This is a genomic window from Actinocrispum sp. NPDC049592, from assembly GCF_040675465.1.
In the GTDB taxonomy this organism is placed as follows: Bacteria; Actinomycetota; Actinomycetes; order Mycobacteriales; family Pseudonocardiaceae; genus Kibdelosporangium.
In genome coordinates this window covers 237266-262142 of sequence record NZ_JBFAPA010000004.1, presented here as the reverse complement: position 1 = coordinate 262142, position 24877 = coordinate 237266, and the positions used below count along the sequence as shown (strand labels likewise).

The window sequence follows — 24877 nt, the reverse complement described above, 5'->3', positions numbered from 1 at the left end:
AATCGGGCGGTAAAGCGGCGAATCGACGCGGCTTAACCTCTGTTCGGCAGTCCCGGATGTCCGGGCGCAATCCTCGTGGCTATGGCTGTCAGCACTCCCCTATCCTGAGCCGGACCAAGGGATCGACTGGTGGGGATCTGGGGACTCACGGCCGCGATCGGCGTCGCTCGTCGCGACGTTGAGGGTGGCGCGGAAGTTCGGGCAGGCCAGCACAGGTGATCATGCGGGGTGCGCCGAAGTGGCGCACCAACAGGTGCTTCTCGTGAGAACGAGGCGGTGCGATAGCGATGGTGGATCGGTTGCGGATGCTCGAGGTGCGGGTCAAGGTCCTGTTCGAACGCAGTCCGATGTGGACGTTCTTGCTGCCGGTCCTGGTACTGACCGCCGTATTCACGGGCATCGCGGCCGCGATGCCGGTCGAAGGCGCGTCGGTGACCACGGGCTTGATGGCTGGAGCCGCGCTGGGCGTGCTGACCGGCGGCACAGCACTCATCGTCCGGCATCTACGGCCCCCCGTCCTGGCCGGCCTCGATGTGGGCACCCGGCTCACGGTCGGCCGGATCGTCGCCAACGGGGGCCCGGTGCCCGCCGAGTACGCCCCGTTCGTCGTGTGGCAGGCGGACTCCATCCTGCGGCTGCCCTACCACCCGGTGGTGTCCAGCATCGTCGTCGGTAGCAGCGCAGTCGTCAACGGATGGTCCTTGGTGTTCGCGATCGACCAGAGCGACGGGACCAGGATCATATGGGCATCGGCGGTCCTGGTGTCGCTGGTGGCCGTGCTGGTGATGACCTACCGGGCGAAGAGACAGCGGCAGCGGGCCGCGTCCGCCCGGGACCAGGCGCTGCTCGTGCTGAACCAGGCAGCGCGATAGCAGTGCCGGATCGGTTACGCGTGCGCGGTGTGCGGATCACGGTGCTGCAGGAACGCAGTCGAATGTGGACATTCCTAGTCCCGGTGGTCGTGATGACAGTGGGGTTCGCCCTCGTCGTCGCTTCGGCGCCGCCCGGGACTGGGTCGGTGCTCAAGACGTGACCGGCGGTGTCGGCGGGGTACGGCGCTCGGCATCCTCCTAGTCGTCACCCGCCTGTCTGGCTAGAAGCACGAACCCGTCCGGCGCTCCGGCCAGTACGCGACGCGCACCGGTGGCGTTGAGCCCGCGCAGACGTCCACCGCCGCGAGCACCTGCGGGGTGAAAACTGCCACAGGTAGCAGTAGAAACCGTCCAGTGCCGCGGGGTGCCGAGCCCGGACCCGGCACCCCGGCCGTCACTCAGGTGGTGCGATAGGGCGCGTTCGCGTGCTGGGCCGCGTAGACCAGGGCGGGACGCATCTTGGGCCAGAAGTAGCTCGCCTGGCAGGTGAACTTCGGGGTGAAGCCGCCGCAGCCGCGGCCGTTGTTGTCGCCGACCTCGATGGTGAAGCTGGCGACGCCGAGCTTGTCGTAGGTCCAGTCGTCGGTGCCGCCGGACGCGTTGTACAGGATCTCGCCGGCCTGGCCGTACTGGTAGCCGGTGATCGAGCCCATCTGTTTGGCCATGGCGCGCAGTGGGGCGTCGTTGCCGGTGTGCACGCGGGAGTCGTACTGCCACGGGAACAGGACCATGCTGGCGTCGCTGTGCATGGTGATCATGACGCCCTTGTAGTCCGCCGGGGCCGGAGCGCTGTCACCGGTGCCGCGGCGGGCCGGGAACAGGTTGCGGAACAGGCCTTCCAGTGCGGTGTTCTCCACCTCGGAGTCCGCGCGGGGACCGTCGTAGGTCTGGGCACACGGCTGGTGGGAGATGCCGGTGGTGTCCCAGTGGCTGTTGGTGTTGCGGTTGAGGTCCACGCCGATCTGGCTGGAGCCGTTGCCCGCGCAGCCGCTTCCGTTGGTGTTGTTGGCGTTCTTGCGTTGCAGCACCGGGGTGTTGCCGCCGCGCTGGACGATGTCGACGCCGTCCGGGTTGGTGATCGGCACGACCCATATCTCGGTGCTGTCCAGCAACGCCTTGACCGTGGCGTCGGTGCTGTAGCCGTTGACGAGGTAGTCGATCCAGCGCCAGGAGATGTCGCCGGTGGTGATCTCGCGGGCGTGGATCTGGCTCATCAGGAAGAACCGGGGCTTGGCGGAGTTCGGGTTCAGCGCGCAGTCACCGGCCTGCTTCTTGGTGATGCAGATGGCCCGCAGGTCGTAGCCGTTGGCCATGCCGCGGCTCTTGCGCCACGACTGTCCGAAGGTGACGTTCGTGACGAGGTCCGGGTGCTGGGTGGCGGCCTGGTCGAGGTGCGAGTACTGCGCGTTGACCGTGTGGTAGCCGCCGTAGTAGGTCTCGTTGACGTCCTGGACGCCGGCCTCGGCCAGAGCCTGCGGCTGGAAGTCCTGGGGCGGCAGGACCTGCTCGACGGTCCCGGTGAACCCGGCGGCCCTGAGCCGGGCGCCGTCCTTGTCGGTGCCGAGGACGAACAGGTCGTTGCCGTCGCGCTGTTCCAGCACGTCGAAGCCGCCGCTGAACAGCTTGCCGGCCTGGGCTGCGGAGCCGGTGACGCGGTAGACGTAGTTGGTCAGGTTCGTCGCGGCCGCAGTGACCTCTGTGGACTGCGGCCACAGCACGACCGCCGCCGACACGGCAGCGGCGATCGTGCCCGTGAACAGGGCCCGGTAACGGGGCATGGGAGCCTCCCGCAGGTAGGAGACACAGAACGTAACCAGACGGTCGACCCGTGGTGAACCCGTCGTAGGAATGATCTTTCCGGACATAACCGGCGTACCGCGATCGGTCAGGAATCGAGAAGCACCGGCCGGATGCCGCACATAGTGTGTGCGGCATGGACTTCGGGCTGCGGCCCGGCGCCCCGCCCGAGAAGGAGACACCAGTGACCAAGCCCAAGACGCGCGCCGCCGACAGCCACGACCTGATCCGCGTGCACGGCGCCCGAGTGAACAACCTCAAGGACGTCACGGTCGAGATCCCGAAGCGCAGCCTGACGGTGTTCACCGGTGTGTCCGGCTCGGGCAAGAGCTCGCTGGTGTTCGACACGATCGCCGCCGAGTCGCAGCGGATGATCAACGAGACCTACAGCGCGTTCATCCAGGGCTTCATGCCGACGCTGGCGCGGCCCGAGGTGGACGTCCTGGAGGGGCTGACCACCGCGATCATCGTCGACCAGCAGCGGATCGGGTCCGACCCGCGCTCGACGGTCGGCACCGCCACCGACGTCAACGCGATGCTGCGGATCCTGTTCAGCCGGCTGGGCAAGCCGCACATCGGTTCGCCACAGGCGTTCTCGTTCAACGTGGCCTCGATCAGCGGCGCGGGCGCGGTGCAGATCGAGAAGGCCGGGCGGACGATCAAGGAGCGGCGCAGCTTCAGCATCACCGGCGGCATGTGCCCGCGGTGCGAGGGCCGGGGCGAGGTCAACGACTTCGACCTGACCGCGCTGTACGACGAGTCGAAGTCGATCAACCAGGGCGCGATCACCATCCCCGGGATGAACATGGAGGGCTGGTACGGCCGGATCTTCCGCGGCAGCGGCTTCTTCGACCCGGACAAGCCGATCCGCAAGTACACCAAGCGGGAGCTCAACGACCTGCTGTACAAGGACGCGACCAAGATCAAGGTCGACGGGATCAACCTGACCTTCCTCGGCCTGGTCCCGCAGATCCAGAAGTCGTTCCTGTCCAAGGACGTCGACGCGATGCAGCCGCACATCCGGGCGTTCGTGGAGCGGGCGATCACGTTCACCGTCTGCCCGGAGTGCCATGGCACGCGGCTGAGCGAGCTGGCCCGGTCCTCGAAGATCAAGGGCATCAACATCGCCGACGCCTGTTCGATGGAGATCCGGGACCTGGCCAAGTGGGTGCAGGGCGTCAAGGAGCCGTCGGTCGCGCCGCTGCTCAACTCGCTGCGGGAGAGCCTCGAGTCGTTCGTGGAGATCGGGCTGGGCTACCTGTCACTGGACCGGCCCGCGGGCACGCTGTCCGGCGGCGAGGCGCAGCGCGTCAAGATGATCCGCCAGCTCGGCTCGGCGCTCACCGACGTCACGTACGTGTTCGACGAGCCGACGATCGGGCTGCACCCGCACGACATCCAGCGGATGAACGAGCTGCTGCTCCGGTTGCGGGACAAGGGCAACACCGTGCTGGTGGTGGAGCACAAGCCGGAGGCGATCGCGATCGCCGACCACGTGGTCGACCTGGGCCCGAGGGCCGGGTCGGAGGGTGGCGAGGTGGTGTTCGAGGGCACCGTCGCGGGCCTGCGGTCCAGCGGCACGCTCACCGGACGACACCTGGACGACCGTGCGTCGCTCAAGCCCTCGGTGCGCCCGGCGTCGGGCGCGTTGGAGGTGCGCGGCGCGAACCTGCACAACCTCCGCGGCGTCGATGTCGACATCCCGCTGGGCGTGCTGACCGTCCTGACCGGGGTCGCCGGGTCCGGCAAGAGCTCGCTGATCCACGGCTCGGTGGCGGGCCGTGAGGGTGTGGTGCTGGTCGACCAGACGCCGATCCGCGGTTCGCGGCGCAGCAACCCGGCCACCTACACCGGCATGCTGGAACCGATCCGCAAGGCCTTCGCCAAGGTCAACGGCGTCAAGCCGGCCCTGTTCAGCGCGAACTCCGAGGGCGCCTGCGAGAACTGCAAGGGCGCCGGGGTCATCTACACCGACCTGGCCATGATGGCGGGGGTCGCCACCACCTGTGAGGTCTGCGAGGGCAAGCGGTTCGACCAGGAGGTGCTCAAGTACCGCCTCGGCGGCCGGGACATCAGCGAGGTGCTGACCATGTCGGTGGCCGACGCGGAGAAGTTCTTCAACGAGGGTGAGGCCCGGATCCCGGCCGCGCACGCCATCCTGGAACGGCTCGTGGACGTCGGCCTGGGCTACCTGACCATCGGCCAGCCGCTGACCACGTTGTCCGGCGGTGAGCGCCAGCGGCTCAAGCTGGCCACCCACATGGGCGACAAGGGCGGGATCTACATCCTCGACGAGCCCACCACCGGCCTGCACCTGGCCGACGTCGAGCAGCTGCTGGGTCTGCTCGATCGCTTGGTGGACAACGGTAAGTCGGTGATCGTGATCGAGCACCACCAGGCGGTCATGGCGCACGCGGACTGGATCATCGACCTCGGCCCCGGCGCCGGCCACGACGGCGGCAAGATCGTTTTCGAGGGCACGCCGGCCGACCTCGTCGCGGACCGGTCCACCCTGACCGGCGAGCACCTCGCCGCTTATGTTGGCGCACCTGCGAAGCGAGCTCGCCGAGCCCGTGCCTGAGACCGCTTGACATCTTTGGCTAATCCTCGTAGCTTTCTGGCTATGAGGATTAGCCATGTCGCCTAGAGCGGGTCTCAACCAGGACGCGGTCGTGGCACTCGCCCTGGCGGTGATCGACGAAGAAGGCGCGGACGCGCTGTCCCTGGCCAAGATCGCCGAGCGGGCCGGGGTCGCGCCGCCGTCGCTGTACAAGCACGTCACCGGGCTGGCGGCGGTGCGCCGGCTGGTGGACATCCGGGTGCTCACCGAGGTCACCGAGGCCATCCGGTCGGCCGCCCTCGGGCACTCCGGCGCCGACGCGATAGCGGGGTTGCTGGACGCCTACCGCGGCTACGTGCGCCGGTATCCCAACCGGGCCTCGGCATTGGCCGCGCCGCTGTCGTTCGCCGACGAGGACGTGGCGAAAGCCATGCACGGCACCGCGGAGGCCGCGTTCGCCGGGCTGCGGGCGTTCGGCTTCAGCCGGGACCAGACCGTGCACGTCACCCGGGCGCTGCGCGCGGCGGTGCACGGCTTCACCAGCCTGGAGGCGGGCGGCGGGTTCGGCCTGCCGCAGGACCTCGACGCGAGCTTCGCCACGCTCAAGGCGATGCTCATCCAGGGTTTGTCCACATTGGCCAGAGAGGAGACCTGATGTCGTTCGTACTGGGGATAGTTCTGTTCGTTGTCGTTCTCGGCGTCCTGGACGCCCGCTTACCCTGGGGGAAGACCAGATGATCGCCGGACACTTCGGCTTCGCCGCGGCCGTCAAGGCCAGCCAGACCCGTATTCCACTGTGGACGCTGATGCTGGCGACCGTGTGGCTCGACGTGGTCTTCGCTCCCCTGCTGGCGTTCAAGGTGGAGACACTGGATCCCCTGCCGGGCACCGACGGCGGGTACGGCGAGGCGGTCATCCACGCCGACTACACCCATTCGCTGGTCGGTTCTCTCGTGCTGGCAGCGATTTTCGGTGCGGTGGCCGCGTGGCGACTCGGCCGGCGGGCCGGGCTGATCCTGGGCGGTGTGGTGTTCTCGCACTGGGTGCTCGATCTGGTCGTGCACCGGATGGATCTGCCGTTGCTGCCCGGGAACGCGGGCGATCTGCCCAAGCTGGGGTTCGGGCTGTGGCGCGTGCCCGCGGCGTCCGTGGCCGTGGAGGTTCTGTTGATGGCCATCGGGTTCGGCCTCTACTGGCGAGCGGCCGCCCGCGTGGATGCCAAGCGAGCCCGTACCGCGGGCATCGCCATGGTGCTGTCCGGGATCGTGACGATCGTGGCGGATCTAGCCTTTACCAGTTGAGCCGCCGACCACCGCGTCGGAGGACTCCTGCTTGCCCTTCTTGGGCTTCGGCGGCACGATGCTCGCCAGCTCTCCCCCGGTGTCGTTGGTACGCAACACGAACGGCCGTGTGTCGGTGTAGCGGACCACGGACACCGACGCCGGGTCGACCACGATCCGCTGGAAGGCGTCCAGGTGCTGGCCCAGCGCATCGGCCAGGATGGCCTTGATCACATCCCCATGGCTGCAAGCCACCCACACGGCGCCAGGCCCGTGCTGTTCGGTGATCCGCGCGTCATGCGCCCGGATGGCCGCCACGGCGCGGGCCTGCACCGCCGCCAGCCCCTCCCCGCCGGGGAACACGGCCGCGGACGGGTGCTGCTGGACGACCTTCCACAGCGGTTCCTTGCCCAGGGCGCTGAGCTTGCGGCCGGTCCACTCGCCATAGTCCACTTCGGACAGCCGGGCGTCGGTGACCACCTTCAGGCCCTTGGCCGCGGCGATCGGCGCGACCGTCTGCTTGCAGCGCAGCAACGGCGAGGCGATGATCGCGGCCAGGGGCACGTCGGCGAACCGGTCAGCCAGCTTCTCGGCCTGCGTGACCCCCGCCTCGGCCAGCGCCACCTTCGGGGCGCGGCCGGCGAGCACACCCGAACCGTTCGCCGTCGAGCGGGCATGCCGTAACAGGATCACCGTGGCCATAACCGGAGCTTATCGTCAGCGCCAGTCAGGTGGCCGGGATGGTGTTCGTGGCGAGCAGGACCATCAGGACGATGCCCAGGGCGATCCGGTACCAGACGAAGATCCCGTAGCTGTGTTTGGCCACGTAACGCAGCAGCCAGGCGATGGTGGCGTAGCCGACCACGAACGCGATGAGGGTGGCCACGATCATCTGCGCGACCGAGGGGTGCGGGCCGGGACCGGTGGTGTCGGCGATGTCCGGGATGGAGAACAGGCCCGCGCCGATCACGGCGGGCAGGGCCAGCAGGAACGAGTAGTCGGTGGCGGCCTTGCGCTCCAGGCCGAGGAACAGACCCGCGGTCAGGGTACCGCCGGAGCGGGACACGCCGGGGATCAGTGCCAGCGACTGGGCCAGGCCCATGCCCCACGCGTCCTTCATATCGATCTTGGTGCGGACCTGTTTGCCGATCTCGTCGGCCACCGCCAGGATCACCGCGAACACGATCATCACCGTGGCGGTGATCCACAGGTTGCGGAACGACGAGCGGATCTGGTCCTTGAACAGCACGCCGAGCACGGTGACCGGGATCGAGCCTATGATCACGTACCAGGCCATCCGGTACTGCTCGGTGCGCCGGGTCTCGGCGTTGACCAGGCCCTTGAACCAGGCGGCGAGCAGCGGGCCGATGGTGCGGGCGTAGAAGATCAGCACCGCCGCCTCGGTGCCCAGCTGGGTCACCGCGGTGAACGACGCCCCCGCGTCGGTCCCCCAGCCGAGTGTGGAAACCACCCGAAGGTGTGCCGATGACGAGATCGGCAGGAACTCGGTCAGGCCCTGGACCAGTCCGAGAACAATCGCCTGCAACCAGTCCAACGCCGCTACTCCCAGCTGATGTCACCGTCTCCGTGCCGCCGAGAATCTTCGCCTACGAGATCTGAGAGCCGAGAAGGGCCCTTACCCAGTGGTGGAGATCGCCAGCCCCTAGGCTCACCGGCTGTGGAGCACCGACACCTCGGCCGTAGTGGCCTGCGGGTGTCCCGGTTGGCGCTGGGCACGATGACCTGGAGCCGGGACACCGACGCCGACGAAGCCGCGAGCCAGCTGGCCGCGTTCGTGGACGCCGGCGGAACCCTGGTCGACACGGCCGACGTGTACGCCGACGGCGAGGCCGAGCGCATGCTCGGCGCGATGCTGGGCGAGGTCGTGCCCCGCGACGAGATCATCATCGCCACCAAGGCGGTGGCCCGCCGCACCGAGGGCCCGTTCGGCGGCGGAGCGTCCCGGGGGGCGCTGCTCTCGGCGCTGGACGGGTCGCTCAAACGCCTCAAGGTCGACCACATCGACCTGTGGCAGCTTCATGCCTGGGACAACAACGTCCCGCTGGATGAGACACTGGCGGCCCTGGACGCCGCGGTGCGTAGCGGCAAGGTCCGCTACACCGGGGTGTCGAACTACTCCGGCTGGCAGCTGGCGACCGCCGCGACGATGCAGCTGATGTCCCCGGGGGCGACCCCGATCGTGTCCACCCAGGTGGAGTACTCGCTGGCCGAGCGGGGCATCGAACGCGAGGTCCTGCCCGCCACCGAGCACCACGGGATCGGCATCCTGCCCTGGGCGCCACTGGGCCGCGGCGTGCTCACCGGCAAGTACCGCACGGGCACGCCGGCCGACTCGCGCGGCGCGTCCTCGCACTACGCGCCCTATGTCGAGCACCACCGCACCGAGCGGGCCGCGCGGATCGTGCAGGCCGTGGCCACCGCCGCGGACGGGCTGGGAACGTCCCCGCTCGCGGTCGCGTTGGCCTGGGTACGGGACCGTCCGGGCGTGGTCGCGCCGGTCGTGGGCGCCCGGGACACCGGTCAGCTGGCCGGGTCGCTGGCCACCGAGGAGCTGACCCTGCCGGCCGCGATCCGGGCCGCGCTCGATGACGTCAGCGGCATCGAGCTGGGCTACCCAGAGCAGCGACTCGGGTGACAAGTGCCCGGAGTGCGTGACCTAGGGGCCGATATCGGGGATGCTGAGTTAACGCGGCGTGTAGGAAGCATGTCGTGTGTGAGTGTCGGAGGTTGCTGTTGCGTCGACTGGTAGCCACTCTCGCGGCGGGAACGACGCTGCTGGCGGGGTGCTCGACGTCGGAGCCGACGGACGAACTGCAGGTCAGCGAGTCCGTGACGGCCGCGAGCCCGGCAACCTCCCCGGGCACCTCCTCCCCCGCGGGAACGGTGGTGCCGGTCGGGGCCACTGTGACGGCGCTGGTCGCCGACCCGAAGAGCAGGACCCTCGCGCTCGCCACTGACAAGGCGAGCGTGTTGCTGTTGTCACTGGACAACCTCGGTGAACCCGCGCGTACCGTGGCCCTGCCCGGCCCGGCGACCGCGCTCAGCCTCGGTTCCGATGGCGCTCTGGCCTCGGTCGGCAGCGCCAGGCAGGTGGTCCGGATCTCGCTGCCGTCGGGTTCGGTGTCCTCGGTGCCGGTCGACGGCACGCCCGCGGGCGTCAGCCAGGCCGGTGACCAGACCCTGGTGGCGCTGCAAGACCGCAAGTCCGTGGACGTCGTGTCCGGCGGGCGATCCCAGAGGCAGATCTCCGGCGGGCTGTTCAGCGCCGACCAGGTGCTGTCCGTCGGCTCGAACGCCGTAGTGCTCGACCGGATGCGCACGGCGTTGTTCGACGTGAACGTCGGCGAGGGCAAGATCGGCGCCGGCCAGCGGGCGGGCGCCGGGGCGGGGCAGGCGGTGACCGACCGGTTCGGCCGGGTCCTGGTGACCGACACCCGCGGCGGGGCCCTGCTGGCGTTCGCCACCGGCCCCGTCCTGCTCAAACAGCGCTACCCGGTCCCGGGCGCGCCCTATGGCATCGCATACGACCCGAAGCGTGACCTCGCGTGGGTCACCCTGACCGAACGGAACGAGGTGGTCGGCTACTACGTCGCCAGTGGCGAGCCGCAGGAGAAGTACCGGTTTCCCACTGTCGTGCAACCGAACTCGGTGACTGTCGATCCGGACAGCGGACGCGTGCTCGTCGCGTCGGCGACCGGTGGAGGTGTTCAGGTGATGCAGCCATGAACGATGGGGTGGTCGAAGGGGATTGGGAGTACCGGCCGCTGAAGTTGCCGCCAGGGGTGTCCCGGGTGACTGCGGCGGTCCAGCTCGCGATCCAGGCGGAGTACTCGGGGTGGGAGCTCTCCCGGGTGCGGCTCTACTCGGACGGCACCCGCAAAGTGGTGCTGCGCCGCAAAAGGACACGCGCGGGCGTGCCCGGCTTGATGATCTAGGTACCTACCCGGCCGCGCGGTGACGGCCACGCAGCAGGGAGGCGACCGCTGCGATGGCCGCCATTGCCGCGGCGGCGGTGAAGACGGTGACCAGCCCGTTGTGGAACGGGCCGGTGACGACGTTCGGGAAGAACAGGGTCCCGGTCAGCGTGTCGGCGTGGCCGGGCGGCAGGGTGTTGAGGACGCCGCTGGGCCCGAGCAGGTGACCGATCGGGTTCTCGCCCAGGAACGTCGCGAACAGGGTGCTCACCGGTGGCAGCCCGGCCACCTGCGCCGCCGTGCCCGGTGGTACGCCTTGGGCCTGTAGTCCGTTGCTGAGTGCCTGAGGCAGGGAGCTGGACAGGCCGGAGATCATCAGCGAGAAGAACACGCCGATGGACAGCGCGGTGCCGGAGTTCTGGAAGGTCGAGCGCATCCCGGAGGCCACCCCGCGCTGGTGGGCGGGGACGCTGCTCATGATCGCCGAGGTGTTCGGGGCGGAGAACATGCCCTGGCCGATGCCGCTGACCACCAGCAGCGCCGCGAACATCGGGTAGGAGAAGTTCACCGGCAGCGCCAGCAGTCCCAGGAACGCGCCGGCGACCAGGATCAGGCCGCTGGTGGCGAACAGGCGCGCACCGAACCGGTCGGACAGGTACCCAGAGACCGGCCCGGCGATGAGGAAGCCGACGGTCAGCGGGAGCATGTAGATCCCGGCCCACAGCGGGGTTTCCTCGAAGGTGAAGCCGTGCAGCGGCAGCCAGATGCCCTGCAGCCAGATGATCAGCATGAACTGCAGGCCGCCGCGGGCCACCGCGGTGAGCAGGGCGGCGAGGTTGCCCGCGGCGAACGCGCGGATGCGGAACAGGCGGAGCCGGAACATGGGTTCGGCGATCCTGGTCTCCGCGACGCAGAACGTGACCAGCAGGGCGACGCCGAGGATGAGGCCACCGAGCACGAGCGGGTTGGTCCAGCCGGTCGGATGTCCCCCGTACGGCTGAATTCCGTAGGTGATCGCGGCGAGCACGATGCCGGTGCCGGCGGTGAAGGTGATGTTGCCGACCCAGTCGATCTTGGCCGCGCGCCGCTCCCCCGTTTCGCGCAGGCTGCGGAAGCTCCAGACGGTGCCGATGACGCCGATCGGGACGCTGACCCAGAACACCGCGCGCCAGTCGATCGTGGCCAGCAGCCCACCCGCGAGCAGGCCGAGGAACTGCCCGGCCAGCGCGGTGATCTGGTTGACTCCCAACGCCATGCCGCGCTGCCGGGCCGGGAAGGCGTCGGTCAGGATGGCGGCGGAGTTGGCGGTGAGCATGGACCCGCCGAACGCCTGGACCACGCGCCACGCGATCAGCCACAGCGCGCCGGGTCCGCCGGTGAGCGGATCGAGACTCAGGGCCAGGGAGGCGAGCGAGAAGATGACGAAGCCGTAGTTGTACATCCGGACGCGGCCGAACATGTCCCCGAGCCGGCCGAGCGCGACCACCAGCACGGCCGACACCAGCAGGTAGCCCAGGATCATCCACAGCAGGTAGCCGATGTTGCCGGGCGCCAACGGGTCCAGGCCGATGCCGCGGAAGATCGCGGGCAGGGAGATGATCACGATCGAGCCGTCGACGCTGGCGATCAGCACGCCGAGCGTGGTGTTGGACAGGGCGATCCACTTGTAGCGCTCCGACGGGCGCGTCAAGGTCATCTGCTCCACATAGTTACCTTATGCTAAATAAATTCTCCCGACGAGCGGTGTTCGCGTGAATACGGCATCCTTCGGGCTGTGTTCCTTCGCTCACTGACCGTGGCCATGACCGCCGCCGCTGCCGCCGCGGGCCCGGTTCACGCCGCCCCGTCCTGGAACGGCGAGCTGCGTGTCACGACCGCCGCCGCCACGATGGCGCCCTACTCCCCCGGCACCGGCGCGGTCACCTACTCCCCGCTGGTCCCGGCCGGCTCGTCGCTGGCCACGGTCGCCATCTCGAGCAAGCAGACCTCCGTCATGCTCACGGTCCAGGGCTTGCTCCCCAAACGTCAGTACGGCGCCCACGTGCACACCAAACCGTGTGGCCCCAACCCGAACGACTCCGGCCCGCACTTCCAGAACGTCCCGGACCCCGTCCAGCCGTCCGTCGACCCCGCCTACGCCAACCCCCGCAACGAGATCTGGCTGGACTTCACCACCGACCGCGCCGGCAACGCCCTCGTCTTCGCCCACACCCTCTGGGGTTTCGGCACCCGCCACGCCTACTCGATAGTCCTGCACGCCACCCACACCCACACCGATCCCGGCCACGCCGGCACCGCGGGCGCCCGCCTCGCCTGCCTCAACGCCGAGTTCTGACCGCCCCCAGCCATATGCCTGGTCTTCCCGCGTTGGCTCGGCGGGTTCACGCGGTCGGTTAGCAGCGGTCGGTGCCTCGGCAGACGCGGACGACCCTGAGGTCTGGGGCCTGGGTTTTCGAGGTGTGCCATTTGATGGAGACGGCGAGCGACGAGCTGTTGTTGGTGTAGTCGGTTTCTTGGAGGCGGCGGTCGGGGTTCGCGGTGGCTACGAGGGTGTAGGTGCCGGTGGGGATGGTTGTGATGTCGAGCCATTGGTAGTCGACGTCGTATTTGTAGTCATCGCCGTGGCCGACGGAGATGCCTTCGGTGACGTCCAGGGCGTTGGGTTCGTGGTGGCGGCAGTTGTTGTCCGCCAGGAACTTCGCGAACGTCCCTTGTGGAGTGGTGGTGTCGTCCGGGTCCGGGGTGTTGCGCAGGGTGCCGGCGTCGTAGGTGGTGTAGCGGTCGCCGAGGCAGAAGCCGTTCTTGCGGTCGGTGACCAGGGTCTGACCGGTGGCGGTGCGCAGCTCGAAGTGCTCGAAGTCCAGGAAGTGCCAGTGCACGTGGGACTTCGAGGGCTCGTAGTACATCGAGCCGGGGATCGGCTGCTGCGCCTCGTTGAACGACTGCGGGATCGGGCCCGATCCGCCGGCCTGGAACGCCTGGCGCACGGACATGGTCGCCGTGCGGGTGGACTCGCGATGTCCATAGAGGACCAACGGGCCGTCACCGACGTTGTCCACCGATGAGGTGAACCTGATCCGCACCGCCTGAGCCGGGCCGCGGTCCAGGCAGGTGGAGCTCGGCGCCTGCGGGTCGTCGACCATGCAGACATCCAAGGCGGCGCAAGGAACTCCGGGCGACGAACCCTCCTGGCACCCGGGCGGCGCCTCACGCAGATCGGGCAGCAACACCGCCGTGCGCGCCGAGCTGTACCCCGTCATCACGCCTACCAGGACCAAAGCACTCCCGGCCACTGCCGTCCGCCGAACCCAGCCCACAACCGACCGCCTGCCTCCATAGTGGACACAACAGGCCGACCCTACTCCGTGTGCCGCACCACGATCGGGTGATCACCCGCTCCCCGACAGGAGCGGGTGACTGTCTCAGCCGCGTCCCTGACAGTCTGGAAGCTAGTCCAGGACCGGGAAGTTGCTCCGGAACACGCCCTGCGGGTCGCGCTCCCGCTTGATCGTCCGCAGCCGGGTGAGGGCGTCGGGTGTGATGGCGGCCGCGGCGTTCTCACCGGGCGCCAGGTAGGTGAACGGTTTGCGGCCGCTGATGTGCGGGGTCAGGTCGGTGATCAGGTCGTTCTGCCGGGCGGGGACGCCGTCGCCGGGCAGGCCGAACAGGTAGATGGCGTAGGGCTCGGTCAGCGGCCCGTGTGGGCTGTCGGAAGGTTGGGCGAAGGCGCCGCCGAGGTGCCGGATCTGGACGCTGAGCAGTGGTGCGATGGGCGCGGCCAGCAGTGCTTTGACGGTGACGTCGGTCAGCTCGGTCAGCAGTTCGCCGCGCGCGATGCCCGCGCCGGGGTCGGTCGGTTCGGCGGTGATGCTGCCGAGCTCGGCGATCGGCATGGGCGCGCGCGTGTCGGAGATCGGCGCGCCGATGGCGTCCAGGGAACGCAGCAGAGCGTGCCCGTCGGCCGGATCGCCGAGGTAGGTGACGTCGAGCGCGACGAGCGGGTCCGCGCCGGGAAAGTGCAGCAGATCGACCCACACGGTCAACGCGTCCGGTGCGTCGGCGGTGATGGAACGGAACACGTCCAGCACGTCCGGGGCACGATCGGCGGGCCACAGCACACGTCCGCCGTACAGCGAGGGAGCGGGATGCAGGGTGAACTCAAGCGCCGTGACGATGGCGAAGTCTCCCCCGCCGCCCCGCAATGCCCAGAACAGCGCCGGATCGGACGAGGCGGTCACCCGGGCCGGGTTCCCGTCGGCGTCGACGATGTCAAACGCGGTGACGCTGTCGGCGGCCCACCCATACCTGCGGCCGAACCAGCTCAGCCCGCCGCCGAGGGTGTAACCGGCCACGGTGACCGCGGGCGAACTGCCGGACAACCCGGCGAGACCGAATCGCCCCGCGATCGATTGGACGTCACCCCAGGACACTCCGGCGCCCACACGGGCGGTGCGGGTGCCGGGGTCGACGTGAACCGAGTCGAGGCGACCGGTGCGCAGCAGGATCACGCCGTCGGCATTGCCGCTGGCGCCGTGCCCGCTGGGCTGGGCCGCCACCGCGAGGCCGTTGTCGCGGGCGTACCGGACCACAGCGGCGATGTCGGCCGCGTCAACGGCGTTGACAACGGCGGTGACCGGCTGCGCGACGGCCAGGTTCCACGGCTTGGCCCCATCAGTGAACTCCTCGTCTCCGGGCAGCAGAACGCGGCCCCGTACCACGGAACGCAGGTCTTTCATCAGCTACTTCCTTTGCCGGTCAAGGGCTTTGGTGTGAGTTCCACTGTGGAGCGGGCCGGGTCGGGGAACAACATCGATGTGTGCCACGATCGTGAAGTCACGGTTAACGATCCGGAGGTGGTGACGTGCTCGAGCGGCACGAGATCGAGGCGTTCCTCGCGGTGGCCGAGGAGCTGCACTTCGGTCGCGCGGCCGAACGGCTGCGGGTGTCGACCGCGCGGATCAGCCAGACCATCCGCAAGCTGGAGCGGCGGGTGGGTGTGCCGCTGTTCAACCGGACCAGCCGCCGGGTGGAGCTGTCCTCGGTGGGCCGGCGGTTCGAAGAGGACCTCCGGCCGGCCTGGGACCGGGTCGGCGACGCGCTCACCCGGGCGGTCGAGACCGGCCGCGGCTTCGCGGGAACGCTGCGGGTGTGTTTCACCGGCGCGGCCGGTGGTCAACTGCTGGTCGGGGTCACCGAGCTGTTCCGCGAGCGCCATCCCGAATGTTCGGTGGAGATCCGCGAGGCGCAGATGGCGGAGCTGATGCCGTGGCTGCGTGACGGCGTCGTCGACCTCGCGCTGGCCACGTTCCCGGTCGACGAACCGAGCATCGTCAGCGGCCCGGTCCTGGTCTCCGAAGCGCGTCTACTGGCCGTGCCGGTGGGACACCGCTTCGCGGCTCGCGACGCACTGTCCATAGAGGACCTTGCCGGCGTCACCCTCCTTGGCCTCCCGGACACGCTGCCGGAATCGTTACGGGCCGATCGCACCCCCACGGTCACACCGTCGGGACGGACGATCCGGCACGGCCGGTCAGCGGCGACCTTCCAGGAGATGCTCACCATGGTCGGCGCCGGCGAAGGCGTGTTCACGGTGGGCGCGAGCGTCCGGCGCTACTACACACGGCCCGACGTCGCCTATGTCCCGCTGCACGACGCGCCACCGCTGCAGTGGGGCCTGCTCTGGCGCGCGGATTCGGCCACCGCACGGGTTCGCGGCTTCAACGAGGCTGCCCGCGAACTGGCATCCACGCCCTGACTGGCGATCACCCTGCCGAGAGGTGGATGACGTCCGTGGTGCTGCCACCGGCGCCGACGGCCGTCACATAGCTACTCCACGACAGGATCTGGACAGCTTTGCCCCGACACGTTGTGCGCGCATTTACAACGTTGCAAAACTGGGTGCCCGCCCGGAGCGCGTAGCAGATGGGACGAGAAATGACGGGAACCTGGCTTCGCCGCCTTGCCGCCGCAGTGCCGGCCGTGTTGTTGATCAGTTCGGTGTCCACCGCAGCGTCCGCTGCGCCCGACTTCACCACTGCGGAGGCGGGAAATCCGTTCGTGGACGGGTGGTACGCCGACCCCGATGTCGCGGTCTACGGCAACACCTACTGGGTGTTCCCAACCTCGTCACGGCCCTACGCGGAACAGACCTACCTGGACGCCTTCTCCTCCTCTGACCTGATCACCTGGACCAAGCACCCGAACATCCTGACCACGGCCAACGTCTCGTGGGCCACCAGAGCCGTGTGGGCGCCAGCGCCGGTGCAGTGCAACGGAAAGTACTTCCTGTACTTCGGCGCGAACGACATCCAGGGCAACGCCGAGCTGGGCGGTATCGGGGTCGCGGTCGCCGACCGGCCCGAAGGCCCGTACACCGACGCCATCGGCAAACCGCTCATCGGCCAGTACGTCAACGGTGCCCAGCCCATCGACCAGGATGTGTTCATCGACTCCGACGGCCAGGCCTACATGTACTACGGCGGCCACGGACACGCGAACGTGGTCAAGCTCAACGAGAACATGACCAGCCTGGGCAGCTTCGCCGACGGGACGGTGTTCAAGGAGATCACTCCGGCGAACTACACCGAGGGCCCGCAGATGCTGAAGCGCAACGGCAAGTACTACCTGATGTGGTCCGAGGACTACTGGGGCGGGCCGAACTACTCCGTCTCCTACGCGATGGCCAACTCGCCTACTGGCCCGTTCACCAAGCTCGGCAAGGTCCTGAGCCAAGACTCTGCCGTTGCGGTGGGTTCCGGCCACAACTCCGTGCTGAACATCCCCGGCACCGACACCTGGTACATCCTCTACCACCGCCGCCCGCTGAGCCGGTCAGGCGCGAACGACCGGCAGCTGAGCTACGACCGGATGTATTTCAACGCCGACGGCACCATCCAACCGGTGACCATGAAAGTGAAGGACAACTTCGCCGACGGCAACACCCTGGGCTGGACGACCTACGGCGGTTCGTGGTCGGCCGTGACGGGCCGGTATGAGACCTCCTCGTCCTTCGGCGGCAAGGCGTTGCTGGACACGAACTTCTCGAATCTCAGCTACGACGCCGACATCACTCCCCGCTCGGCTGTCGGCGACTGCGGCGTCGTCTTCCGGGTCACCCAGCCCACCACCGGCACCGACAGCTATCGCGGCTACTACGCCGGAATCAGCGCAACGGGCCGCGTCCTTCTGGGCAAGGCCAACAACAACTGGACCCAGTTGGCTTCGGTCGGCATGACCATCAAGTCCGGCACCACTTACCACCTACGGGTGGAGGCGGTCGGCTCGTCGATCAAGGTCTACGTCGACGACATGTCAACGGCCAAGATCTCCGTGACCGACACGAGCTACACCACCGGCGCCGACGGGGTCCGCGTGTTCAACACCGCCGCCGGCTTCGACAACATCGCCATCGCCCACCGGTGATGGTCACCCGGAAAGGTACTGCTCGGGGATGGCGAAGGCGTCCACGAGCGGCCGCGCGTGCGGCCGCAGCTCCCGGCACAGGGCGTTGACTTCGGCGACCACCTTCTTGGCCATCGCGGGCGTCAGGCGGCCGTGTTCGAGGAACCAGGCCCGGTCCGCCTCGACGTTCGCCAGCACGTACAGATCGCACACCCTGTTCAGCAACTCCGCGGCCGCCACGTCCGTGCATCCTTCGATCGCTGCCACGAAAGCGTTGAGAACCAATCGGTCGATGTGGGCGCGTCCGGCTCGCAGCACGTGGTCCTGGGCGGAGTTGAACGTGCCGAACGGATCCGAGGCCGCCGCCCGCAGCCGCCGTGCCAAGCCGGCCAGCACGTGCTGTTCGCGGTCTTCGAAGAGGTCCAGGTGCCACTTGCGGTCACGCGGCTCCGGCGACACGATCTTGCGCGCCGGGAGACGTTCCCAGACCGTGTCCAGGAGTTGTTCCGCGACAAGGCGGGCGGTGGCCAGTGGGCTCAGGTCGGCGAAGTTGTCGCGGTAGTCGGTCAGCAGTCCTTTGGCGACCAGTTGCAGCAGCACGGTGTTGTCGCCTTCGAAGGTGGTGAACACGTCCGTGTCGGCTTTCAGGTCCGGCAGCAGGCTTTCCGCGAGGTAGCCGAAGCCGCCGCAGGCTTCGCGGGCGGTCTGGATGCTCGCCGTGGCGTGCCAGGTGGCGACGGCTTTGATACCGGCGGCCCGTGACTCCAGCAGGCGTTGGGCGCGCTCGTCAGGCTGAGCCGTGGTCTGGACCTCGTGCAGCATCTCGACCAGTTCCTCCTGGGCGAAATGCAATGCGTAGGTCGTCGCGAGTGCCGGGAGCAGTTTTCGTTGGTGCGCCAGGTAGTCGAGCAGGACGACCTCGGTGCCGCCGGACGGGTGCTGGAACTGCCGGCGGGTTTCGGCACGGCGGACGGCGAGAGTCAGGGCGCGTTGGGTCGCGCTGCCCGCGCTTCCGGCGACGCTGACCCGGCCGCGGACGAGGGTGCCGAGCATGGTGAAGAACCGTCGGCTGTCGCTCTCGATCGGGCTCGTGTACGTGCCGTCCTCGGCCACGTCGCCGTACCGGTTCAGCAGCGCCGCACGGGGAACGGTCACGTCGGTGAACCACAGGCGCCCGTTGTCAACACCGTTGAGGCCCGCTTTCCGGCCACAGTCCTCGATCCGCACACCGGGCATCGGCCGGCCGGACTCGTCGCGGATCGGCACCATGAACGCGTGCACCCCGTACTGCCGGCCGCCGGTGATCAGCTGCGCGAACACCACCGCGGCCCGGCCGTCGCGCGCCGCGTTGCCGATGTAGTCCTTGCGCGCGTCGTCGTCCGGGGTGTTGATCACGAACGACCCGTCGGTGTAGGTCGCGGTGGTTCGCAGGTGTTGCACGTCGGAGCCGTGGCCGGTCTCCGTCATGGCGAAACAGCCGGGCAGGTCGAGGGACATGATGTCGCGCAGGTACTTCTCGTGGTGCCGTTCGGTGCCGAGCATCTGCACGGCGCCGCCGAACAGTCCCCATTGGACACCGGCCTTGACCATCAGGGAAAGGTCGCCGTATCCGAGCATCTCGAACGACACCACCGACCCACCGATGTCGCCCAAGCCGCCATACTCCGGGTCGAACCCGAGCCGGGGGTGTCCGCTGTCCACCAGCTCCCGCAACTGGTCGAACACCTGACTCCGGTGGGTCTCGGTGTCCAAGCCGGTGGAGTGGGCCGGTTTGGTGGCGCTCATCCGGTGGCGGAGCTGTCCACGCAGCTCGGCCCAGCGTCCGTCGAGGACAGCGGTGAGCGCGCCAAGGTCAACCTGCATCACACCTCAATACCCCAAGTCGCCGCCGGCCACACCCCGAGCCACTGTCAAGGCATCGGCGAACGGTCCGGGCTGCCCACCCGATCCACGGTGGAAGGCAGATCGACCAGCACCACGTCGAACCCGGGCGCGCGCTCACGCAGAGCGTCGAGCACCCGCTGCCCGGCCGCGGTCAGCCGCACCCGCCGCGGGGACCGGTCGAGCAGCCGGACCCCGAGTTCCCGCTCCAGCCGGGCGATCTGCTGACTGACAGCCGGCTGCGCGACGTGCACCGCTCGGCCGCCCGGCCGAAGTGCAGGCCGGTTTCGTCAGCAGAGAACGGTTCCGCAGACAGCGTTGATATGTGCGCGGGCAGTCAAGGTCACCGATGCTCCGCCTTGGACGAGCACCACCGAGACAACGGCGTCCTGGTCGCGTGAGCTGCTCATGTTGATGGAGCAGTCGAATCCGCCGCAGCCCGGGTTCGGCGGATAGCCGGCCGGCAGAATCCAGGTGATGCTGTCGTACGTGCCGGACGTGTCGAACACGTGGAACCCGGCGCTGTAGGTCCCCGTGATCAGTTTCCGGTTGCTGCAGGTCGGAGTGAACGGCGGGTTCCCCGACACCGGCACTATCCGGCACAACAACGATTCGCCACCCAACGCCGCCGCCGATCCAGCCGGAACCACACTCAGACCGAGGGCCGCGATGAGAACGGCGAACAGCGACAGAACTCTGCGCATCTGGCGATCCCTTCCCAGTGGCCTTGTCCAGCAAGAGAATAGGGATCCCGCCGGTCGGTTCGCGACGGCTGAACGGACGGACGGCACCGCTAGATGAGGCCTGCTTTCGCCGCATGGGCGGCCGCGGCGCTGCGGGAGGACAGGCCGAGTTTGGTGCGGATGTTCGCGACGTGGCGGTGGACGGTGTGGGGGCTCAGGACGAGGTGGGCGGCGATCTCGTGGTCGCTCAGGCCCTGGGCGACCAGGCGGAGGATCTCGATCTCGCGTGGGGAGAGGTCTTTCACCGACGGTGGTGGGGTGGGGGCGCCGAGGAATGTGGTCACGGCGTGGGTGATCGATGTGGTGTCGCCGTGCCAGGGCAGGTGATCGGCGCCGTCGAGGGCGACGAACTGGGTGTCCGGGATGGTTCTGGCGAGGTCGCGGCCGAGGGCGAACGGGATGGCGCGGTCGTCGCGGCGGTGCACGACGAGGGTGGGCATGGTGATGTGCGGCAGGTGTTCGCGTACGTCGTAGTCGTACACGGCGGCCAGTGACCGGGCCGCGTCCTGCGGGGTGGCGGCTGCGCGTTGGAAGCGGACGTACGCCTCGCGGTCGGCGGGGGTGCCGCTCGGCATGAACACGTCGGCCAGCAGCCGGGAGCCGGCGCCCCAATGGTTGAGGGTGATCGCCACGATGGCGTCGCGGGCCTCGGGGCTCGCGATGTCGGCGCCGTTGGCGTAACTGCCGTACAGCGCGAGGCGCTCGACGGTGTCGGTGTGCGCCGCGGCGTAGGCCATCGCGATGCAGCCGCCGGACGAGCCGCCGAACAGCGACACCCGCTCCCCCGCCTCGGCTACGACGGCCGCCAGGACATCGACCTCCCCGGCCAGATCCAGGCCGAGCGGACCGTCCTGATCGGACAGTCCGGTTCCCGGCCGGTCGTACCGGATCACGGTGAACCGGTCGGCCAGGCCCAGCAGGAACCGGCGGAACACGTCATCGCGCCAGTTCAGCTCCAGGTGGCTGCACCACCACCCGCCCATGACCAGCACCGGCCCGGACCCCACGGCCGCCCAGGCGATCTTGCGGCCGTGCACCCGAGTGAACCGGATCCGCTGCACACCACCAGGCTAGTGGCTGGTCACCGGACTCGTGGTGGGTCGCCGCGCGGTGCCGGTGATCGATCGAGCAAGATCGTGGCGGGGTCCACACAGTGTTGGGAGGCTTTGATGGGTTCGTTCGATGTTCTGCTGGATGACGAACGCGCACAGCTCGAGGCGTTCATCGAGGACTACCGCGGCGCCATCGAGGCGACCCTCGACGGTCTGACCGAGGAACAGGTCCGCCGCCGGCTCGTCACCTCGGCGACGACGTTGCTCGGGCTGCTCAAGCACGTCACGTGGATGCAGCGGGTGTGGTTCGAGGAGTGTGTCGGCGGCACGTCGCGCCGGCAGCTTGGCCTGGTCACGAGCCCTGACGAGTCCTTCCAGCTCAACGCCGACGACACCATCGCCTCGATCACGGCAGCCCACCGGGACGCCTGCGCCACCGCCAGGGCAGCGGTCGCGGACCTTCCCCTCGACACCGTCGTGACCGGTCACCGATCCGGACCGCGCACGCTGCACTGGGTGTACCTGCAGGTTCTGCGCGAGCTGGCCCACCATTGCGGCCACGCCGACATCCTGCGCGAGCAGCTGCTCGCCGGCTGAGGGCCCAGATCCGTGTGATCCGTGGTGTCGAATGGGGGCGCGCCGGTTCGTAGCCAGGGTGAGGGGGCCGGCCCGATCTGGTGAAGGAGATCGTTCATGAAGCAGTACCTGCTCGCTGTTCAGTTCGACGAAAGCAAGCCGGAGACCGAGGAGGAGAGGCGGGAGCAGATGGCCCGCACGGGCAAGGTCACCGAGGAGATGCAGGCCGCCGGTTCGTGGGTGTTCGTCGGCGGGTTGTTGCCGTCGCACGCCTCCACGGTGGTTCGTCCGGCCAACGGCACGACCACGATGACCGACGGCCCGTTCGCCGAGACGAAGGAGCAGCTCGCCGGGTTCTGGGTGATCCGGTGCGAGGACCTCGACGAGGCGCTGGTGTGGGCCGAGAAGTGCGCCCTGGCGTGTGGGCAGCCGATCGAGGTGCGGCCGTTCGACATCGTGCTGGGGCACTGAGCGCGGATGGATCTGGACGGCGTCTACCGGGCCGAGTACGGCCGGTGTGTGGCCACGCTGACGCGACTGCTGGGTGACATCGGGCTCGCCGAGGAGGCCGTGCAGGACGCGTTCGCAGTGGCCGTGCAGAAGTGGGCGGAAGCGATGCCGCCCAACCCGGGCGCGTGGATCGTCACCACCGCCCGCAATCGCGCGATCGACCGCCTGCGCCGCGAGTCCACCCGCGAGGCCCGGCACGCGCAGGCGTTGCTGCTGCACCAACCCGACGAGCCGGAGGAGGTGGGACCGGTGCGCGACGACCAGCTGCGGATGATGTTCACCTGCTGCCACCCGGCGCTGTCCCCGCTCGCGCAGACGGCGCTGACCCTGCGGCTGCTCGGCGGACTGGAGGTCGCCGAGATCGCACGGGCCTACCTGGTGCCGGAAACGACTGTCGCGCAACGGATCGTGCGCGCGAAGAAGAAGATCCGCGACGCGGGCATCCCCTACCGGGTGCCCAATGCCGCGGAACTGCCCGATCGGCTGGCGTCCGTGCTCACGGTGCTCTACCTGGTGTTCAACGAGGGATACGCGGCCACGTCGGGAGAGTTGCTGCGCACCGACCTGTGCCTGGAGGCGGTCCGGCTGGCCAGGGCGTTGGCCGAGCTGATGCCCGATGAGCCGGAGGTGATCGGGCTGCTGGCGTTGCTGCTGCTCACCGAGGCGCGGCGACCGGCGCGGGTGGGGCCGTCGGGTGAGCTGGTGGTGCTGTCGGAGCAGGATCGGTCGTTGTGGAACCGGCAGCTGATCGCCGAAGGGCACTCGTTGGTGCGGCAGTGCCTGCGCCGGGCTCAGCCAGGGCCGTACCAGCTGCAGGCCGCGATCAACGCCGTGCACACCGACGGCCCGGCGACCGACTGGACGCAGGTGCTGGCCCTGTACGACCAGCTGCTGCAGCACTCCCCGACCGCGATCGTGGCGCTCAACCGCGCGGTCGCCGTCGCCGAGGTGCACGGACCGGCGGCGGCGCTGGCCGTCGTCGACGAGCTGGATCTGCCGGGCTACCACCTGCTGCCCGCCACCCGCGCGGACCTGCTCACCCGTCTGGGCCGCACCTCCGAGGCCGCCGCGGCCTATGACGAGGCGATCGCCTTGGCCACCAACGACACCGAACGCGCCTTCCTGACCACGCGGCGAGCCCGCCTGACCGCTGAATGACATCCGGGGGTGGCCGGTCCGGGCCATGGGGGATGGCCGGAAGCGGCGATGCGGCGGCCGGGTGCGGGCTGGTGTGCTGGGGCGCATGGAGAACAACCTGGTTCGAGACACGCTCTCGACGCGGTTCGGGGCGATGCTGTACGAGCCGGTGGTGGCGAGGGGCGAACGGCTGGGCATGCGGCAGCGGCGCGAGAAGCTGCTGGCCGCCGCGCACGGCCGGGTGGTCGAGATCGGCGCGGGGACCGGTCTCAACCTGCCGCACTACCCCGCCGGGCTGACCGGACTGACGATGACGGAGCCGGTGCCGGCGATGTTCCGGCGGCTGTCCGCGCGGGCGGGCGACAAGGCGCTGCCGGCGTTGGCCGACGCGCTGCCGATGCCGGACGCGAGTGTGGACACCGTGGTGTCGACGTTGGTGCTGTGCACGGTTCCCGAGGTGGAGCCGGTGCTCGACGAGATCCGCCGGGTGCTGAAACCCGGCGGGCGGCTGCTGTTCTGCGAGCACGTGCTGGCGCGGGACAGGCGGCTGGCCCGGCGGCAGCGGCGGCTCGCCGGGCTGTGGGCCGGGTTCGCGCAGGGCTGCCGGTGCGACCGCGACACGTTGCCGATGCTGCGGGAGCGGTTCGAGATCGAGTCGATCACCGAGACCCGCTGGCAGGGAATGCCCAGTATCGTGCGGCCGCTGATTGTCGGCATCGCTTCCGTAGCGTGAAACCGAGCATCGGAATCTTGGGCCGCCCGGCGGACCAGTTCCGGCCGCGACGCCTATCCCACGCCATGCGCACCGAAAGTGGCCGATCTTCGCCATCGCACCTGAGGCGGCTGGAGCGGGGCGGCCCGGTTGCGGCGGGAGGTCCGTCGAGGGGGGTGTGATTCGACGGACCACCGGCCACAACCGGGCCGAGGTTCCTCTCGCCGGGCCGAAGGCTGCGGTCCTCTGGCCCGACGAGACTTCCCTCCCCCTCTGACACGCGAACAACATCTCACCGTGTTTCGCGTGGTGACAACGCTGCCAGAGCCCGTCCCCCGGCTGTCATCGTCTCGTCATTCCCGCACGTAACCGCCCTGTTGCGGCCCGATACGATGGGCACTCGCGACGGGAGGGCCGCAGG

Annotated in this window: 23 protein-coding genes and 1 pseudogene; 14 read left to right on the top strand and 10 right to left on the bottom strand. The window is 69.0% G+C overall.

The genetic code is table 11. The annotated features are described in order from the left end of the window. Positions 1-287 precede the first annotated feature (287 nt). Entirely contained in the window at positions 288-872 is a 585-nt protein-coding gene (locus AB0J95_RS13420) for a hypothetical protein (protein ID WP_364756726.1), read from the top strand. 398 nt (positions 873-1270) lie between these two features. On the opposite strand, the gene AB0J95_RS13415 is transcribed toward AB0J95_RS13420, so the two are convergent. Then, on the bottom strand, positions 1271-2650 hold the full coding sequence (locus AB0J95_RS13415; RefSeq protein WP_364756724.1) for a M14 family zinc carboxypeptidase: 1380 nt from the start codon (positions 2648-2650) through the stop codon (positions 1271-1273). Positions 2651-2805: 155 nt separating this feature from the next. Here AB0J95_RS13415 and AB0J95_RS13410 point away from each other — a divergent pair, with 155 nt between their 5' ends. The 3 genes from AB0J95_RS13410 (at position 2806) to AB0J95_RS13400 (ending at position 6530) form a co-directional block, all read left to right on the top strand. Next, complete coding sequence (locus AB0J95_RS13410; RefSeq protein WP_364756721.1) at positions 2806-5250, top strand: excinuclease ABC subunit UvrA; 2445 nt, start codon at positions 2806-2808, stop codon at positions 5248-5250. 55 nt (positions 5251-5305) lie between these two features. Further along, a complete protein-coding gene (locus AB0J95_RS13405) occupies positions 5306-5884 on the top strand; it encodes a WHG domain-containing protein (RefSeq protein WP_364756719.1) in 579 nt (192 codons plus the stop codon). 79 nt (positions 5885-5963) lie between these two features. Next, the gene (locus AB0J95_RS13400) at positions 5964-6530 is read left to right on the top strand and encodes a permease (protein WP_364756717.1); all 567 of its coding nucleotides are present in this window, start codon (positions 5964-5966) and stop codon (positions 6528-6530) included. Here the strand turns inward: AB0J95_RS13400 and AB0J95_RS13395 are convergent. Together AB0J95_RS13395 and AB0J95_RS13390 are read right to left on the bottom strand one after the other, a co-directional pair. After that, positions 6513-7211 (bottom strand): histidine phosphatase family protein, encoded by a 699-nt coding sequence (locus tag AB0J95_RS13395; RefSeq protein ID WP_364756714.1) that lies wholly within the window; start codon positions 7209-7211, stop codon positions 6513-6515. The two genes, AB0J95_RS13400 and AB0J95_RS13395, sit on opposite strands and share 18 nt — an antisense overlap. A gap of 25 nt (positions 7212-7236) precedes the next feature. Beyond that, on the bottom strand, positions 7237-8064 hold the full coding sequence (locus tag AB0J95_RS13390; RefSeq protein WP_364756711.1) for an undecaprenyl-diphosphate phosphatase: 828 nt from the start codon (positions 8062-8064) through the stop codon (positions 7237-7239). A gap of 123 nt (positions 8065-8187) precedes the next feature. Here AB0J95_RS13390 and AB0J95_RS13385 point away from each other — a divergent pair, with 123 nt between their 5' ends. The 3 genes from AB0J95_RS13385 to AB0J95_RS13375 all read left to right on the top strand — a co-directional run bounded on the left by AB0J95_RS13385 (position 8188) and on the right by AB0J95_RS13375 (position 10465). After that, positions 8188-9165: an aldo/keto reductase gene (locus AB0J95_RS13385; protein WP_364756708.1), complete on the top strand. Its 978-nt coding sequence runs from the start codon at positions 8188-8190 to the stop codon at positions 9163-9165. 98 nt (positions 9166-9263) lie between these two features. Then, positions 9264-10256, top strand: a complete 993-nt coding sequence (locus AB0J95_RS13380; protein WP_364756705.1) for a hypothetical protein — start codon at positions 9264-9266, stop codon at positions 10254-10256. Then, positions 10253-10465, top strand: coding sequence for a DUF5703 family protein (locus tag AB0J95_RS13375; RefSeq protein WP_364756703.1), 213 nt, complete (start codon positions 10253-10255; stop codon positions 10463-10465). The genes AB0J95_RS13380 and AB0J95_RS13375 overlap by 4 nt, the downstream gene beginning before the upstream one ends. Before the next feature lie 4 nt (positions 10466-10469). On the opposite strand, the gene AB0J95_RS13370 is transcribed toward AB0J95_RS13375, so the two are convergent. Next, on the bottom strand, positions 10470-12140 hold the full coding sequence (locus tag AB0J95_RS13370; RefSeq protein ID WP_364756701.1) for an MFS transporter: 1671 nt from the start codon (positions 12138-12140) through the stop codon (positions 10470-10472). 78 nt (positions 12141-12218) lie between these two features. Here AB0J95_RS13370 and AB0J95_RS13365 point away from each other — a divergent pair, with 78 nt between their 5' ends. After that, a complete protein-coding gene (locus AB0J95_RS13365; RefSeq protein WP_364756698.1) occupies positions 12219-12779 on the top strand; it encodes a superoxide dismutase in 561 nt (186 codons plus the stop codon). Positions 12780-12837: 58 nt separating this feature from the next. On the opposite strand, the gene AB0J95_RS13360 is transcribed toward AB0J95_RS13365, so the two are convergent. Continuing rightward, positions 12838-13704, bottom strand: coding sequence for a lysyl oxidase family protein (locus AB0J95_RS13360; RefSeq protein ID WP_364756696.1), 867 nt, complete (start codon positions 13702-13704; stop codon positions 12838-12840). 189 nt (positions 13705-13893) lie between these two features. After that, positions 13894-15180, bottom strand: a complete 1287-nt coding sequence (locus AB0J95_RS13355; protein ID WP_364756693.1) for an FAD-binding oxidoreductase — start codon at positions 15178-15180, stop codon at positions 13894-13896. A 125-nt stretch (positions 15181-15305) separates the two neighbouring features. Here AB0J95_RS13355 and AB0J95_RS13350 point away from each other — a divergent pair, with 125 nt between their 5' ends. Next, positions 15306-16199: a LysR family transcriptional regulator gene (locus AB0J95_RS13350; RefSeq protein WP_364756690.1), complete on the top strand. Its 894-nt coding sequence runs from the start codon at positions 15306-15308 to the stop codon at positions 16197-16199. Between the two features lie 179 nt (positions 16200-16378). After that, positions 16379-17866, top strand: coding sequence for a glycoside hydrolase family 43 protein (locus AB0J95_RS13345; protein WP_364756688.1), 1488 nt, complete (start codon positions 16379-16381; stop codon positions 17864-17866). A gap of 3 nt (positions 17867-17869) precedes the next feature. Here AB0J95_RS13345 and AB0J95_RS13340 read toward each other — a convergent pair whose 3' ends face one another. The 4 genes and pseudogenes from AB0J95_RS13340 to AB0J95_RS13325 form a co-directional block, all read right to left on the bottom strand. Next, positions 17870-19708, bottom strand: coding sequence for an acyl-CoA dehydrogenase (locus tag AB0J95_RS13340; protein ID WP_364756686.1), 1839 nt, complete (start codon positions 19706-19708; stop codon positions 17870-17872). A 95-nt stretch (positions 19709-19803) separates the two neighbouring features. Continuing rightward, positions 19804-20051: pseudogene (locus tag AB0J95_RS13335) on the bottom strand (LysR family transcriptional regulator); the annotation flags it as partial. Next, the gene (locus AB0J95_RS13330) at positions 20017-20430 is read right to left on the bottom strand and encodes a hypothetical protein (RefSeq protein ID WP_364756683.1); all 414 of its coding nucleotides are present in this window, start codon (positions 20428-20430) and stop codon (positions 20017-20019) included. The pseudogene AB0J95_RS13335 and the gene AB0J95_RS13330, both read right to left, overlap by 35 nt. Before the next feature lie 89 nt (positions 20431-20519). Continuing rightward, entirely contained in the window at positions 20520-21530 is a 1011-nt protein-coding gene (locus AB0J95_RS13325) for an alpha/beta fold hydrolase (protein WP_364756680.1), read from the bottom strand. Between the two features lie 108 nt (positions 21531-21638). Between AB0J95_RS13325 and AB0J95_RS13320 the strand changes: the two genes are divergently transcribed. The 4 genes from AB0J95_RS13320 to AB0J95_RS13305 all read left to right on the top strand — a co-directional run bounded on the left by AB0J95_RS13320 (position 21639) and on the right by AB0J95_RS13305 (position 24477). Further along, positions 21639-22118, top strand: a complete 480-nt coding sequence (locus AB0J95_RS13320; protein WP_364756679.1) for a DinB family protein — start codon at positions 21639-21641, stop codon at positions 22116-22118. Positions 22119-22214: 96 nt separating this feature from the next. After that, the gene (locus AB0J95_RS13315; RefSeq protein ID WP_364756677.1) at positions 22215-22568 is read left to right on the top strand and encodes a YciI family protein; all 354 of its coding nucleotides are present in this window, start codon (positions 22215-22217) and stop codon (positions 22566-22568) included. Positions 22569-22574: 6 nt separating this feature from the next. Next, positions 22575-23765, top strand: a complete 1191-nt coding sequence (locus tag AB0J95_RS13310; RefSeq protein WP_364756674.1) for an RNA polymerase sigma factor — start codon at positions 22575-22577, stop codon at positions 23763-23765. A gap of 85 nt (positions 23766-23850) precedes the next feature. Further along, positions 23851-24477, top strand: a complete 627-nt coding sequence (locus AB0J95_RS13305) for a class I SAM-dependent methyltransferase (protein WP_364756672.1) — start codon at positions 23851-23853, stop codon at positions 24475-24477. Positions 24478-24877 lie beyond the last annotated feature (400 nt).